Below are 13661 nucleotides of genomic sequence, written 5' to 3' on the forward strand. Positions count from 1 at the left end.
CGTGAGTCTGGTGCCGTGGTGCGACGGAAGGGACGGCATGTACGGCTGGATCTGGCGGCATCTGCCGGGGAATGCGTGGGTGAGGGCGCTGATCTCCCTCGCTCTGGTCGTGGCCGTGGTCTACGTCCTGTTCAACTACGTCTTCCCGTGGGCCGAACCGCTTCTGCCCTTCAACGATGTGACGGTGGACAACCAGTGAGCGCGCGCATTCTCGTCGTGGACAACTACGACAGCTTTGTCTTCAACCTGGTCCAGTACCTGTACCAGCTGGGCGCCGAGTGCGAGGTGGTGCGCAACGACGAGGTGTCGACGGCGCACGCCCAGGACGGCTTCGACGGCGTGCTGCTGTCGCCGGGGCCGGGTACGCCGGAGGAGGCCGGGGTCTGCATCGAGATGGTGCGCCACTGTGCCTCGACCGGGGTGCCGGTCTTCGGTGTCTGTCTCGGCATGCAGTCGATGCAGGTGGCGTACGGCGGTGTGGTGGATCGTGCGCCGGAGCTGCTGCACGGCAAGACCTCGCTGGTCGAGCACGAGGGCAGGGGTGTCTTCGCGGGCCTGCCGACGCCGTTCACGGCGACGCGTTACCACTCCCTCGCGGCCGAGCCGGAGACGGTGCCGGCCGAGCTGGAGGTGACCGCGCGCACGCACGACGGCATCGTCATGGGGCTGCGGCACCGTGAACTTCCGGTCGAGGGTGTGCAGTTCCACCCCGAGTCGGTGTTGACCGAGCACGGGCACCGGATGCTGGCCAACTGGCTGGTGGAGTGCGGCGACCAGGGTGCGGTGGCGAGGTCGGCGGGGCTCGCCCCGGTGGTGGGCAGGGCCACGGCGTGACCGCGCTGCGCCCCGAGCGCGAGTCCGGCGCCGCGTACGGGGAGTCCTTCACGGATTCCTACGGCGGCGCCGGCGGCCAGGGCACCTCGTACGGGCAACAGCCGTACGAGGAGTCCGGTGCGCTCGGGGAGTGGTACGGCGGGGAGACTCACGTCGCTCAGGGGCGGGGCGCCGAGGGGTATGGCGCTGACGGTTACGGCAGCGATGGCTATGGGGGCGAGGGCTACGGCGCCGGCGGTTACGGCGCCGAGGGGGCTGCCGCGTCCCAAGAGCCGTACGCGGAACCGCATGTGGAACCGTACGCCGAGCCGCGCGTGGAACCGCACGCGGCGCCGTACATACCCCCTCCCGACGACGAGACCGTGGCGTTGCGGATTGCCGATCCGCCCGTCGGCGAGTCCATATCGGCTTCTCCGGCCTCCTCCGCCCCTTCGGCCACAGGAACCCCTACGGGCGGTCGTGCGGCCCGTAGAAAGGCCGCCAAGCGGCGTCACGGGCGTCATGGCGGCTCCCGTCAGGAGTCCGAGGCCGGTGAGGCGGCCGAGAGTGGCTCGGCGGCCTCTCAGGCCCCCCTCTCGCGTCTGGAGGCCCGTAGGCAGGCGCGGGCGCGCAGGCCCAGTCCGGCCGTCCTTGCGAGCCGGGCGATCGGGGAGGTGTTCATCACCACCGGTGTGCTGATGCTGCTGTTCGTGAGCTACCAGCTGTGGTGGACCAACGTCCGGGCGCATGCGCAGGCGGACAAGGAGGCGAGCAGCCTCCAGGACGACTGGGCGAGCGGCAAGCGCAACCCCGGGACGTTCGAGCCGGGGCAGGGTTTCGCCATCCTGCACATTCCGAAGCTGGACGTCGTCGTTCCGATCGCGGAGGGCGTCAGCAACAAGAAGGTGCTCGACCGGGGCATGGTCGGTCACTACGGCGAGGGCAAGCTGAAGACGGCGATGCCGGATGCCAAGACCGGGAACTTCGGGCTGGCCGGGCATCGTAATACGCACGGCGAACCGTTCCGGTACATCAACCGGCTGACGCCCGGTGACGAGATCGTCGTGGAGACGCAGGACAAGTATTTCGTCTACAAGATGGCGTCGATCCTGCCGGTGACGTCGCCGAGCAATGTGAGCGTGCTGGATCCGGTTCCGCGGGACTCGGGTTTCACCAAGGCGGGCCGTTACATCACGCTCACCACGTGCACGCCGGAGTTCACCAGCAAGTACCGGATGATCGTCTGGGGCAAGATGGTCGAGGAACGGCCGCGCAGCAAGGGCAAGCCGGATGCGCTCGTCAGTTAAGGGCAGATGAACGTGGCAGCGACGACCGACGACACCGAGCACGCGGAGCGCGCCGCCGCGACCGAGTCCACGCACCGGCCGGCTCGCCGCCGCGGCATGGGCCGGATCGCGATGGCGGTCAGCGTGTTCGGGGAACTCCTCATCACGGCGGGCCTGGTGCTGGGCCTGTTCGTCGTCTACTCCTTGTGGTGGACGAACGTCGTCGCCGACCGTGAGGCGAGCAAACAGGCCGACAAGGTCCGTGACATCTGGGCCCACCAGGACGACGGGGACTCCGGCCGTCCCGCCGAGTTCGACTCGAAGAACGGCATCGGCTTTCTGCACGTTCCCACGATGAGCGGGGAAGACATCCTGGTCGAGAAGGGCACGTCGTCGAAGGTCCTCAACGACGGCGTGGCCGGCTACTACACCGACCCGGTCAAGGCGACCCTGCCGACCTCGGGCAAGAAGGGCAACTTCTCCCTCGCCGCCCACCGCGACGGTCACGGCGCGGAGTTCCACAACATCCACAAGATCGGGAAGGGTGACCCGATCGTCTTCGAGACGAAGGACAAGTGGTACGTCTACAAGGTCTACGCCGTCCTTCCCGAGACGTCGAAGTACAACGTCAAGGTGCTGTCCGCCGTCCCGAAGGAGTCGGGCAAGACGAAGGCGGGGCACTACATCACGCTGACGACGTGTACGCCGGTGTATACGAGCCGGTACCGGTACATCGTGTGGGGGGAGTTGGAGCGGGTGGAGAAGGTGGATGCGGAGCGGACGTTGCCGGAGGAGCTGCGCGGCTGACAGAGGTTCTTCGAGGACCTCTGTCCCCTAGCATGCCTTTGCGCGTGGTGCCTATCGCAGTGCCTTGAGCCGCACTCCGGCGCTCCATGCCTCCAGCTCGTCGCGGTTCACAGTGATGACGCCGCTCAGGTCGGCGATCGCCTGTGCTTCCAGGCTGAAGTTGCCGGTGGCGACGGACAGGGCGATGTGGACGCGGTCGACGGCTCGGGCGGCGCCGGCGAACTTCTGCATGTCGGCGCTGGGGACGGACGAGCGACTAGCCCGGTTCTTGCACTGGATGCTCGCCTGACGTTTCGATCAGGGCGTTGAACATGGGGACGACGGTCTTGCCCAGGACGTGGCTGATGCGTTGGTCGATGCGGTCGTCGAGGGAGATGACGTCAGCGGGGGCCGGGTTTTCCACAGGCTGTGTGCGGGCCAGGTACTCCATGTCGAGGAGGTACGTGCGTACCTGACGGGCGATGTCGCTGTCGCGGAGAAGCATGGCGATGGTGAGGACGGCGCGGCGGGAGTAGATGGTGAGACAGTGCCGATTCGTTGATCACGTTCTGCGCCTCCGTCTGTGGCGGTGTGGCCGTATGGCCGGGGCAGAGCTCTGACTCCCCACCCCCACCTGATCAACGAGTCGTGAAATGGGAAGACACGATCGACGGAGGAACGACTGTCCTACGGCTCGGTGGTCACGGCAGCCGGACATGGCTGAGCCCCGGCACCCTGCTCAGGGCGCCGGGGCTCAGCCATGTAGGCCGGGGGGTCAGTCCTCCGTGCGGGCGGACGTTCCGGTCACGCCACCGAAGATCTGGCCGCCATTGTCGCCGCCGCCGTTGTTGTTGCCGTTCTGGTCGAGGGCGATCAGGTTGACCGCGGTGCCCTGGGCGACCTGGGTGTTCGGCTGCGGGTCCTGGGTGATGACGACGGCGTTGTCGTCCTGGGAACCCTGGATGCTGCCTACGGTCAGCCCCGCGTCCTCGATGGCCTTCTTGGCGTCCTTGAGCGACAGCTGGGTCACGGTCGGCACCGTCACCTGCTGCTGCTCGGCGGCCTTGCCGATCTGGATGTTCACCGAGGAGTTCTTGTCGGCCGGGCTGCCGGCCTGCGGCGAGGTCGCGATGACCTTGCCGACCTGGTTCGGGTCCTGGGTCTCCACCTCGGTGCAGTTGCCGACCAGGTCGTTGGCCGTCATCTGGGCCTTCGCCTCGTCGCAGGACTTGCCGAGGACGTCCGGCACGGTGGCCTTCTCTTCCTCCTTGGCGACGGTGAGGGTGATCGTCGAGCCCTTCTCCTGCTCCGTGTCACCCTCGGGGTCCTGGCTGATGACGACGCCTGGAGTCCGGTCGGATTCCTCGGTCTTCTGCTCGACGGTGAAGCCCTTGTCCTCGAGCTGGGCCTTCGCCTTGTCGAAGGTCAGGCCCGTGACATCCGGCACCGTCACCTTCGGCGCCCCGGTCGACACCACGATGTTGACCGTGGAGCCCTTGTCGACCTTGGTCTTGGCGGCAGGGTCCTGCTCGCAGATGTTGCCCGCGGGCTCGTCCGCGCACTCCTTCTTGGTGACCTGCCCCAGCTTGAGGTCGACGTTGCCGAGTAGTTCCTTCGCGCTGTTCTGGGTCTCGCCGACGAGGCTCGGGACGGCCACGGTGTCGTTGCTCGCGCCCTGCCCGTCGAACACCCACTTGCCGATGAGGACCGCGCCCACGAGCACCAGCACAGCCGCGACGACCAGCAGGATCGTCGAGGTGTTGGACTTCTTCTGGCGGCGTCGGTCGACGCGGTCGTCGTAGCCGTAGCCGCCGTCGTCGGGGTTCATGGGCGGCAGCATCGACGTGGCGCCGGCGTCCGTGGCGCGCAGGGCCGTGGTCGGCTGGTCGTCGGGGTAGCCGCCGTAGCCGACGGAGCCCATGGCCGCGGTCGCCGCCACCGGCTGGCCGTCGAGGCAGGCCTCGATGTCGGCGCGCATCTCGTCGGCCGACTGGTAGCGGTAGTTGGGGTCCTTGACGAGGGCCTTCAACACGATCGCGTCCATCTCGGGCGTGATCTCGGGGTCGAAGACGGACGGGGCCTGGGCCTCCTCGCGGACGTGCTGGTAGGCCACCGCGACCGGGGAGTCGCCGACGAAGGGCGGGCGGACCGTCAGGAGCTCGTAGAGCAGACAGCCGGTCGAGTACAGGTCCGAGCGAGCATCCACCTGCTCGCCCTTCGCCTGCTCCGGCGAGAGGTACTGGGCGGTGCCGATGACGGCCGCGGTCTGGGTCATCGTCATGCCGGAGTCACCCATGGCGCGGGCGATGCCGAAGTCCATGACCTTGACCTGGCCGTTGCGCGTCAGCATGACGTTCGCGGGCTTGATGTCGCGGTGGACGATGCCGTTGCGGTGGGCGTACTCGAGACCCTGGAGGATGCCGATGGTCATCTCCATGGCGCGCTCCGGCAGCAGCTTGCGGCCGGAGTGGAGCAGCTCACGCAGCGTGGAGCCGTCCACGTACTCCATGACGATGTACGGGATCGACACGTTGTCGATGTAGTCCTCGCCCGTGTCGTAGACCGCGACGATCGCGGGATGGTTGAGCGAGGCGGCCGACTGGGCCTCCCGGCGGAACCGGGCCTGGAAGGACGGGTCGCGCGCGAGGTCCGCTCGCAGCGTCTTCACCGCCACGGTGCGGCCGAGGCGGGTGTCATGCGCGAGGTAGACCTCCGCCATGCCACCACGACCGAGCACCTGGCCCAGTTCGTACCGGCCGCCGAGGCGACGCGGCTCTTCCATAGCTACCTACCAGCCCTCTCCGTCGGTCCCGCCCTCACCCTTGTGGGTGTGGCGGTGGTCCGTCCGGGCATACCGTACCCGGCTCATCTTGTGTGACCTGGCCAAGCCCGTAACCCGATACAGGACCGGTATCGCAACGTGCACCGATGTGAAGGGGACGTGAGCGGGGTCACTTCCTGTTGCCGATGACCGCCTCCATGACCTTCTTCGCGATGGGGGCCGCGAGGCCGCCGCCGGAGATGTCGTCGCGGACCGCGTTCTCGTCCTCGACCACCACGGCCACGGCGACGGGTGAGCTGTTGTCGCTGAGCTTGGCGTAGGAGATGAACCACGCGTAGGGGTTCTCGCTGTTGTCCACGCCGTGCTGGGCGGTGCCGGTCTTGCCGCCCACCTTGACGCCGTCGATCCGGGCGTTCTTACCCGTGCCCTCCTCGACGACCGTCTCCATCATCGACTGCAGGATCTCCGCGTTCTCCGCCGACAGCGGCTTGCTCATCTCCTCGGGGGTGGTCTTCTCGAGGGGGTCGAGGTTGTGCGTCTGGACCTCGTCGACCATGTACGGCTTCATCAGCGTGCCGTCGTTGGCGACGGCCGAGGCGACCATGGCCATCTGCAGGGGCGTGGCGGCGGTGTTGAACTGGCCGATGGAGGACAGCGCGGTCTGCGAGGGGTTCATGTCGTCGGAGAAGACCGACGCGCTGGTGCGGACCGGCGTGAACTGCTCCTCGGTGAAGCCGAACTTCTTGGCTTCCTCCAGCATCTTGTCGTTGCCGAGGTCGGAGCCGATCTTGCCGAAGACGGTGTTGCAGGACCACTGCAGCGCGACCCGCAGCTTGGCGTTCTTGCAGGGGATGTTGCCCTCGTTCTTCAGCACGGTCGTGGTGCCCGGCATGGTCCACGGCAGCGGCGTCTTGGTGTTCTGGTCCGCGTCCGTGTAGAGGCCGTTCTCCAGTGCCGCGGCCGCGGTGACGACCTTGAAGGTCGAGCCGGGCGGGTAGACCTCGCGCAGCGCCCGGTTGAGCATCGGGTCGTCGGGGTTGTTCTTCTTCTGGAGCTTCTTCCAGGCCTCTTCGTCGGAGGTGCTGCCGCCGGCGATCGTGCCGGGGTCGTACGACGGGTAGGAGGCCAGCGCCAGGATCTTGCCGGTGGACGGCTCGATGGCGGCCACGGCGCCCTTGCCGCCCTGCGCCTTCAGGCCGTTGTACGCGGCCTTCTGCGCGGCGGCGTTGAGGGTGGTGACGACGTTGCCGCCTTCCCTCTCCTTGCCCGTGATCATGTCGAGGGTGTTGCGGAAGAAGAGGCGGTCGTCGGTGCCGCTGAGGATGCCGTCCTCGATGGACTCGAGCTGGTTGGCGCCGTAGGCCTGCGAGACGAAGCCGGTGACGGGCGCCCACATCGCGCCGTTCTTGTACGTGCGCTTGTACTTGAAGTCGCCCGTCGTCGTCTCCGCGTACCCGGTGATCGGGTTTCCGCCGACGATGATGTTGCCGCGCGGCGTGGCATAGCGCTCGATGGCGACCCGGCGGTTCTTGGGGTCGTCCTTCAGGCTGTCGGCCTTGACGTACTGGAGCCAGTTGTCCCGGATGAGCAGGGCGAGGATGAGGAGGCCACAGAAGATCGCGATCCGGCGCAGGGGCTTGTTCATGACGGGCGGACCACCTGGGTCATCTCGGCGTCGGGGTTGGGGGCAGGGGCGGGCGCGGGGCGGCGCGCGGTGTCGCTGATGCGGATGAGCACGCCGATGAGTGCCCAGTTGGCGATGACGGAGGAGCCGCCGTACGCCAGGAACGGCATCGTCATACCGGTCAGCGGGATCAGGCCCATCACACCGCCGGCCACGACGAAGACCTGGAGCGCGAAGGCGCCGGAGAGGCCGATGGCGAGCAGCTTGCCGAAGGGGTCGCGGGCGGCGAGGGCGGTGCGCACGCCGCGCTCCACGATCAGGCCGTAGATCAGCAGGATCGCCATGACGCCGGCGAGGCCCAGCTCCTCGCCGAAGGTGGCGAGGATGAAGTCGGAGTTGGCGGCGAACCGGATGAGCTCGGAGTGGCCCTGGCCCCAGCCGGTGCCGAGGGTGCCGCCGGAGCCGAAGGCCCACAGGGCCTGCATGGCCTGCTCGGAGTGGACGACGCCGTCCCTGACCCCCTCCTGGCTGAGCGTGTACTCGCGCATCGGGTCGAGCCAGGCCTGGACACGCGTCTTGACGTGCGGTTCGAAGCTGGCCACGCCAACGGCGCCGACCGCGGACATCAGCAGACCGAAGACGATCCAGCTGGTCCGCTCGGTGGCGACGTACAGCATGATGACGAACATTCCGAAGAACAGCAGCGACGTACCGAGGTCGGTTTCGAAGACCAGGATGAGGATCGAGATCATCCAGACGACGATGATCGGGCCGAGGTCGCGGCCGCGCGGCAGGTACAGGCCCATGAAGCGGCGGCTGGCGAGGGCGAGGGCGTCGCGCTTCACCATGAGGTAGCCGGCGAAGAAGACCGCCAGCACGATCTTGGCGAACTCACCGGGCTGGATGGTGAAGCTGCCGACCTGGATCCAGATCTTGGCGCCGTAGGTGATGTCGGCGCCGAGGCCCGGCACCAGTGGCAGCAGCAGCAAGAAGAGTGCGCCGGCCATGGAGATGTAGGTGTAGCGCTGCAGGGTGCGGTGGTCCTTGAGGAAGAGCAGCACCACGATGAACAGGGCGATCCCCATCGCCGTGTAGATCAGCTGGTTGGTGGCCTTGCCGCCGGCCTGCCCGATCTGTTGCAGCAGCTTCGACTGGTCCAGTCGCCAGATGGCCACCAGCCCCAGTCCGTTCAGCAGCGTCGCCAGCGGCAGCAGCAGCGGGTCCGCGTAGGGCGCGAACTTCCGTACGGCGAGATGGCCCACGCCGGCCAGCAGGCCGAGCCCCACGCCGTAGCTGAGCAGCCCGGCCGGCACCTGGTCGTCGATCGCCAACCCCACGTTGGCGTAGGCGAACACCGGGATGACGACCGCGAAGACCAGCAGCGCGAGCTCGGTGTTGCGTCGGCTCGGTGCGCCGATCGCGCCGATCGTGGACGTGTGGTGCGTCGGCGAGTTCGTTGAATTCGTACCGCTCATGGATGTGACGGGGCCTCTCACGGCTTGCCTACTGCGTACCGCAGTTCGAGACGACCTTCTGCTCTTCCTCCGAGAGAGTCGGGCCGGGGTTTGGCGTCGCAGTCGGTGTCGGGGAGGTGGACGGGTTCGGGGAGTTGGTGGCCGACGGATTCGGCGTGGGTGTCGCCTTGGACGTAAGAGAGGTACGGGTGGTTCCCGTGGTGCCTCCGGCCTCGCCCTCGCCCGTCCTGGAGTTCTTCTCGCTCTCGGCGGCCTGCTGCTCGGCCCGCTTCTGGCACGCGGAGGCCTGCAGGGCGAGCTCGTCGATCTTCGCCTGGGCGTCCTTCAGGCCGCCCTCGGTGATGGTCCCCTCGACCAGCTTCTTCTGATACGGCGGCAGGTACTTGAGTTCGATCTCGGGGTGGTCCTTCTCCACCTTCGAGAGCGAGACCCAGGCCAGGTCCTGGCTGATCCCCCGGTACAGCGCGACGTGTTCCTCGTTGGCGCCGACGTAGTACTGGGTCTGCGTCCAGCGCCAGCCGCCGTACAGACCGCCGCCGATCACGCCGAGCGTGAGGGCGATGTAGAAGGATCTCTTCAGCCACTTGCGGCCCTTGCGGGGCTTGACGAAGTCGTCGTCGCCGTAGTCGCCGAAGCTGCCCGCCGGGATGTAGCCGGTGGTGTCGCCGGAGCCGGGCGGGCCGAACTCGCCGCCTCCGCCGCCCTGTCCGGGCACCTGGCGGCCGAGCCCGGAGGCGCGTCCGGCGGGGGTCTGCATGATGCCGTTGTCGTGCAGCTGGTGCTGGTTCTCGGCGACGGCGCCGACCACGACCGGGGTGTCGGACAGCTGCCCGGCGAGGGTGTCGCCGGTGTCCAGGTCGAGGACGTCCGCGATGATCACGGTGATGTTGTCGGGGCCGCCGCCGCGCAGCGCGAGCTGGATGAGCTCCTGGACGGTCTCCTGGGGGCCCTGGTAGCTGGCGAGGGTGTCTTCCAGGGTCTGGTGGGACACCACCCCGGACAGGCCGTCGGAGCAGATCAAGTACCGGTCGCCGGCGCGGACTTCGCGGATGGAGAGGTCGGGCTCGACGTGGTCGCCGCTGCCCAGCGCGCGCATCAGCAGGGAGCGCTGCGGGTGGGTGGTGGCTTCCTCTTCGGTGATGCGGCCTTCGTCGACGAGGCGCTGCACCCACGTGTGGTCCTGCGTGATCTGCGTGAGGACGCCGTCGCGGAGCAGGTAGGCGCGCGAGTCGCCGACGTGGACGAGGCCGAGGCGCTGACCGGTCCACAGCAGGGCCGTCAGGGTCGTCCCCATGCCCTCGAGCTGGGGGTCCTCCTCGACCATCGAGCGCAGCTGGTCGTTGGCGCGCTGTACGGCGGTGCCGAGCGAGGTGAGGATGTCCGAGCCGGGGACGTCGTCGTCGAGCGCGACGATGGTGGAGATGGCCTCGGAGGAGGCGACCTCGCCCGCGGCCGCGCCGCCCATGCCGTCGGCGATGGCGAGCAGGCGGGGTCCGGCGTATCCGGAGTCCTCGTTGCCCTCCCGGATCATGCCTTTGTGCGATCCGGCGGCGAAGCGCAGTGACAGACTCATGCGCACCTCGCCCGTCGGCTCCGGGTACATCCGCACGGTGCCCACCCTCCGGTCGGGAGCGCGCCGGGGCCCGGGGTGGGGGCCCACGCCGCGTGCTCGCTCCGCTCGCGCCTATTCATGATGTAGCACTACTTCCGCAGCTCGATGACGGTCTTGCCGATGCGGATCGGCGCGCCCAGCGGAATCGGTGTGGGGGTCGTCAGCCGCGTTCGGTCGAGGTACGTGCCGTTGGTGGAGCCCAGGTCCTCGACGATCCACTGGCCGTCGCGGTCCGGGTAGATCCTGGCATGTCGGCTGGAGGCGTAGTCGTCGTCCAGCACGATGGTGCTGTCGTGCGCCCGGCCCAGGGTGATGGTCTGGCCCTGGAGCGCGACGGTGGTGCCGGTGAGGGTGCCCTCGGACACGACCAGCTTGGTGGGGGCGTTACGGCGCTGGCGGCCGCCGCCCTGCTGGCCGCGCTGCTGCGGAGGCGCCGCCTGCCGGGCGGCCTGCTGCGGCCGGGCGGCTTCGCGCCTGGAGCCGCGCTGGGTGACGCGCGTACCGAACAGGTCGCTGCGGATGACCTGCACGGCCACGATCACGAACAGCCACAGTACGGCCAGGAAACCCAGCCGCATGACCGTGAGGGTCAGCTCTGACATTGCCCCCGCTTCACCCTTCGGCTTGCCGGTAAATGATGGTGGTGCTGCCCACGACGATCCGCGAGCCGTCGCGGAGCGTAGCGCGGGTGGTGTGCTGCCCGTCCACCACGATGCCGTTGGTGGACCCGAGATCCTGGATCGTCGAGGGCGTTCCGGTCCGGATCTCACAGTGCCGGCGCGAGACGCCGGGGTCGTCGATCCGCACGTCGGCTTCGGTGCTGCGGCCCAGCACCAGCGTCGGGCGGGAGATCTGATGGCGGGTGCCGTTGATCTCGATCCAGTAGCGGGTACGTCCGGCGGCCGCGGGTGCCGCGGGACGCTGGCCGCCCGCGGCCGGCGGGTAGCCGTAACCGCCGGGGCGGCCGCCCGGAGGCGGCGCGGCCGGCATGGGCGGGGCGCCCGCGGGTGCGGCGGCCGGCGGATAGCCGTAGCCGCCCTGGCCCTGGGCGCCGCCGGGCCGCCCGGCCGGGGCGGCGGGTGCCGGAGCCGGTCTGCCGCCGCTCTGCTGGTCGGTGGAGCCGGCGAGGGTACGGCTGCGTACGCGGTACAGGCCGGTGTCGAGGTCGTCGGCCTTCTCCAGATTGACCTTGATCGGGCCCATGAAGGTGTAGCGCTGCTGCTTGGCGTAGTCGCGGACCATGCCGGCGAGCTCGTCGCCGAGCTGGCCGGAGTAGGGGCTCAGGCGCTCGTGGTCCGGCGCGCTGAGCTCCACGATGAAGTCGTTGGGGACGACCGTACGGTCGCGGTTCCAGATGGTCGCGTTGTTGTCGCACTCGCGCTGGAGCGCTCCCGCGATCTCCACGGGCTGGACCTCTGACTTGAACACCTTGGCGAAGGTGCCGTTGACCAGACCTTCGAGACGCTGCTCGAACTTCTTCAGGACTCCCATGGGGCACCTCCTCCGTAGCCTGCTTCGTCCTGCATCCCGCGTGGCGGGCACTGCTTCACCTGGTACTGCTTACTGATCGTATCCACGCGCCGGTCAATCGGCTGGTTCCCCCTGTCGGCCCGGTCGACGGGTGTCGACGCCCTCGAAGTTCCCTGTGGGGCTCTGCTTCGAACTCCTCGCTTCGAACTCCTCAGGGACATCGTCCTGCCATGGATCGTAGAGGCGGCCGCAAACCAGTGTCCCGCACCTGGCTGTGGACCCCTACCGGCTCCTGGACAGATGCGTGGTACCGGTACGAGGTTGATACGTGAACAGGTACTCGTTGATACGGAACGGCGGGCGCCGCGGGTTGGTCCGGGGGTTGTCGGGGGTTGTCGGGGGGAGTGCAGACGGTGCTGGTGGGCGGCTGTGGGGCGGCTGCCCGGGGGTAAGGGATGTGAACCCACCCTGGCCGGCGTGCTAATGTTCTGCGTGTCGGAAGGCGCCGGACCGCAAGGAAAGAAGCCCGAAGACACACCCAATGCGCGGGTGGCGGAATAGGCAGACGCGCTGGATTCAGGTTCCAGTGCCCGCAAGGGCGTGGGGGTTCAACTCCCCCCTCGCGCACGCTGAGAAACCGATGAAACGGGTCTCTGCAGGTGACGGAAGTCACGGCAGGGGCCCGTTTCTCGTTTCCATGATCGCTGTGAGGCATCACACAGCTTGAGCAGGGCATACGGCAGGCCCCGACGCGTGAGCTATCTCACGGGTGGGGCCTGTCTCGTTGGTGCTGGAGTGCCGAGGCGGAGGGATCTATGCCGCTGATGCCGGCCTAGTTACGTATCAGGCCGACCTGCTGTGCGGTGACGAAGACGTCGGACCCGTTGTCCATGCCGTTCGCGATGCGGTTGGCGATGGGGCGGGACCGGGAGGCCTCGGTGATGGCGATGATGTAGCGCAGCATGCCGCGCGCCTGGGCGGTGCGGTCGGTGCTGCGGATGCCGAGGTCGCTGAGGCTGTTCTCGAGGCTGGACTCGTTCAGGTTGACGGCGGTCAGCGACTGGTTCGCGACGCGGGTGAGGGCGTCGTAGCTCTCCTTGCCGAGGAACCAGTTGTCGTCGGCGTCCTCATGGTTGGGGACGTCGGGGGCGAGGTTCAGGACGAAGTTGTGCGGGATGTCGTGGGAGAAGAACCGCACGACGCAGAAGTCGCTGAGCCGTACGATCGCATGCACCGCGGGGGTGGGGTTGCCGCTGCTGATCACGATGTCGGCGAAACTCTGGCTCTCCGTGTTGCCGGTGATGGCGACGTTCGCCTCGGTGTCGGCGTCGGGCATGACGCGGCCGTTGGCCGAGGTCTCGGCGAGGTTGCGCAGCTGGTCGAGCATGGTCAGATAGGCGCCCGAGCCGCGGTTGATGTTCCAGCGGACCTGTGGGAAGTCGACGTGTTTCTTGCCGGCGACGGTCTCGGCGTTGATCCTCACCTGGTCCGCCGCCGTCGAGGCGGATGTCTCGGTGTCCCTGGGCACTGTGAAGAACACCAGGATCCCGAGCAGGACGGACAAGGTGACCGCGATCAGGACGCTGGTGGGCATGGTGTGCTCCGGTTGTTCGACGTGTAGCGATGTCACGACCGACGCTCACAGCCGGGAGGTTGTCTGGCAGGCCCCTTTTGCCGCCGCATACAATTCCGGAGGATCGAGTTCCACATTAGTTGTCCGGACGTAACGCTGTCGTCGCTCCACGCCTCTGCCTTGCGGGCGACACGCTGGTGCAGGACGTCACCGGCGTACGGCGGCTGCCCGGCAACCTGC

13 protein-coding genes and 1 tRNA gene are annotated in these 13661 nt (G+C 68.1%); 5 read left to right on the forward strand and 9 right to left on the reverse strand.

The genetic code is table 11. From position 1 onward, the window contains the following. The first annotated feature begins 1 nt into the window (after position 1). From ACTMVF_RS01500 to ACTMVF_RS01515, 4 genes are read left to right on the forward strand one after another with little or no spacing between them, the layout of a single operon-like run. Complete coding sequence (locus ACTMVF_RS01500) at positions 2 to 199, forward strand: hypothetical protein (protein WP_199830144.1); 198 nt, start codon at positions 2 to 4, stop codon at positions 197 to 199. After that, the gene (locus ACTMVF_RS01505; RefSeq protein WP_441269100.1) at positions 196 to 834 is read left to right on the forward strand and encodes an aminodeoxychorismate/anthranilate synthase component II; all 639 of its coding nucleotides are present in this window, start codon (positions 196 to 198) and stop codon (positions 832 to 834) included. Before ACTMVF_RS01500 ends, ACTMVF_RS01505 begins: the two co-directional genes overlap by 4 nt. Then, positions 831 to 2120, forward strand: coding sequence for a class E sortase (locus ACTMVF_RS01510; RefSeq protein ID WP_441269101.1), 1290 nt, complete (start codon positions 831 to 833; stop codon positions 2118 to 2120). Before ACTMVF_RS01505 ends, ACTMVF_RS01510 begins: the two co-directional genes overlap by 4 nt. A gap of 6 nt (positions 2121 to 2126) precedes the next feature. Then, positions 2127 to 2906, forward strand: a complete 780-nt coding sequence (locus ACTMVF_RS01515) for a class E sortase (protein ID WP_441269102.1) — start codon at positions 2127 to 2129, stop codon at positions 2904 to 2906. Positions 2907 to 2957: 51 nt separating this feature from the next. Here the strand turns inward: ACTMVF_RS01515 and ACTMVF_RS01520 are convergent, their stop codons facing one another. The 8 genes from ACTMVF_RS01520 to ACTMVF_RS01555 form a co-directional block, all read right to left on the reverse strand. Beyond that, complete coding sequence (locus ACTMVF_RS01520) at positions 2958 to 3137, reverse strand: hypothetical protein (protein WP_441269103.1); 180 nt, start codon at positions 3135 to 3137, stop codon at positions 2958 to 2960. Positions 3138 to 3162: 25 nt separating this feature from the next. Beyond that, complete coding sequence (locus ACTMVF_RS01525) at positions 3163 to 3390, reverse strand: hypothetical protein (protein ID WP_441269104.1); 228 nt, start codon at positions 3388 to 3390, stop codon at positions 3163 to 3165. A gap of 270 nt (positions 3391 to 3660) precedes the next feature. Further along, positions 3661 to 5667: a Stk1 family PASTA domain-containing Ser/Thr kinase gene (gene pknB, locus ACTMVF_RS01530; RefSeq protein ID WP_441269105.1), complete on the reverse strand. Its 2007-nt coding sequence runs from the start codon at positions 5665 to 5667 to the stop codon at positions 3661 to 3663. 169 nt (positions 5668 to 5836) lie between these two features. Continuing rightward, entirely contained in the window at positions 5837 to 7312 is a 1476-nt protein-coding gene (locus tag ACTMVF_RS01535; protein WP_441269106.1) for a peptidoglycan D,D-transpeptidase FtsI family protein, read from the reverse strand. Further along, complete coding sequence (locus ACTMVF_RS01540; protein ID WP_441269107.1) at positions 7309 to 8766, reverse strand: FtsW/RodA/SpoVE family cell cycle protein; 1458 nt, start codon at positions 8764 to 8766, stop codon at positions 7309 to 7311. The genes ACTMVF_RS01535 and ACTMVF_RS01540 overlap by 4 nt, the downstream gene beginning before the upstream one ends. Positions 8767 to 8794: 28 nt before the next feature. Continuing rightward, the gene (locus ACTMVF_RS01545) at positions 8795 to 10339 is read right to left on the reverse strand and encodes a Stp1/IreP family PP2C-type Ser/Thr phosphatase (protein ID WP_441269108.1); all 1545 of its coding nucleotides are present in this window, start codon (positions 10337 to 10339) and stop codon (positions 8795 to 8797) included. Between the two features lie 128 nt (positions 10340 to 10467). After that, positions 10468 to 10980 carry an FHA domain-containing protein FhaB/FipA gene (locus tag ACTMVF_RS01550; RefSeq protein WP_003999678.1) on the reverse strand — a complete coding sequence of 171 codons (513 nt, stop codon included), beginning with the start codon at positions 10978 to 10980 and terminating at the stop codon, positions 10468 to 10470. A 10-nt stretch (positions 10981 to 10990) separates the two neighbouring features. Beyond that, a complete protein-coding gene (locus ACTMVF_RS01555) occupies positions 10991 to 11869 on the reverse strand; it encodes an FhaA domain-containing protein (RefSeq protein WP_441269109.1) in 879 nt (292 codons plus the stop codon). 522 nt (positions 11870 to 12391) lie between these two features. Between ACTMVF_RS01555 and ACTMVF_RS01560 the strand changes: the two genes are divergently transcribed. Continuing rightward, positions 12392 to 12475: transfer RNA gene (locus ACTMVF_RS01560), tRNA-Leu, on the forward strand. A gap of 205 nt (positions 12476 to 12680) precedes the next feature. On the opposite strand, the gene ACTMVF_RS01565 is transcribed toward ACTMVF_RS01560, so the two are convergent. Then, the gene (locus ACTMVF_RS01565) at positions 12681 to 13442 is read right to left on the reverse strand and encodes a ribosome-inactivating family protein (RefSeq protein ID WP_441269110.1); all 762 of its coding nucleotides are present in this window, start codon (positions 13440 to 13442) and stop codon (positions 12681 to 12683) included. Between the last annotated feature and the right edge of the window lie 219 nt (positions 13443 to 13661).

It is taken from the genome of Streptomyces sp. SD31 (genome assembly GCF_052068475.1).
Lineage (GTDB): Bacteria > Actinomycetota > Actinomycetes > Streptomycetales > Streptomycetaceae > Streptomyces.

Excerpts from the sequence above, each read along its gene's own strand:
- ACTMVF_RS01535 (WP_441269106.1), bottom strand. The coding sequence starts at position 7,312 with ATGAACAAGCCCCTGCGCCGGATCGCGATCTTCTGTGGCCTCCTCATC.
- ACTMVF_RS01545 (WP_441269108.1), bottom strand. The coding sequence starts at position 10,339 with ATGAGTCTGTCACTGCGCTTCGCCGCCGGATCGCACAAAGGCATGATC.
- ACTMVF_RS01550 (WP_003999678.1), bottom strand. The coding sequence starts at position 10,980 with ATGTCAGAGCTGACCCTCACGGTCATGCGGCTGGGTTTCCTGGCCGTA.
- ACTMVF_RS01555 (WP_441269109.1), bottom strand. The coding sequence starts at position 11,869 with ATGGGAGTCCTGAAGAAGTTCGAGCAGCGTCTCGAAGGTCTGGTCAAC.
- ACTMVF_RS01525 (WP_441269104.1), bottom strand. The coding sequence starts at position 3,390 with ATGCTTCTCCGCGACAGCGACATCGCCCGTCAGGTACGCACGTACCTC.
- ACTMVF_RS01540 (WP_441269107.1), bottom strand. The coding sequence starts at position 8,766 with ATGAGCGGTACGAATTCAACGAACTCGCCGACGCACCACACGTCCACG.
- ACTMVF_RS01515 (WP_441269102.1), top strand. The coding sequence starts at position 2,127 with ATGAACGTGGCAGCGACGACCGACGACACCGAGCACGCGGAGCGCGCC.
- ACTMVF_RS01565 (WP_441269110.1), bottom strand. The coding sequence starts at position 13,442 with ATGCCCACCAGCGTCCTGATCGCGGTCACCTTGTCCGTCCTGCTCGGG.
- pknB (WP_441269105.1), bottom strand. The coding sequence starts at position 5,667 with ATGGAAGAGCCGCGTCGCCTCGGCGGCCGGTACGAACTGGGCCAGGTG.
- ACTMVF_RS01520 (WP_441269103.1), bottom strand. The coding sequence starts at position 3,137 with ATGCAGAAGTTCGCCGGCGCCGCCCGAGCCGTCGACCGCGTCCACATC.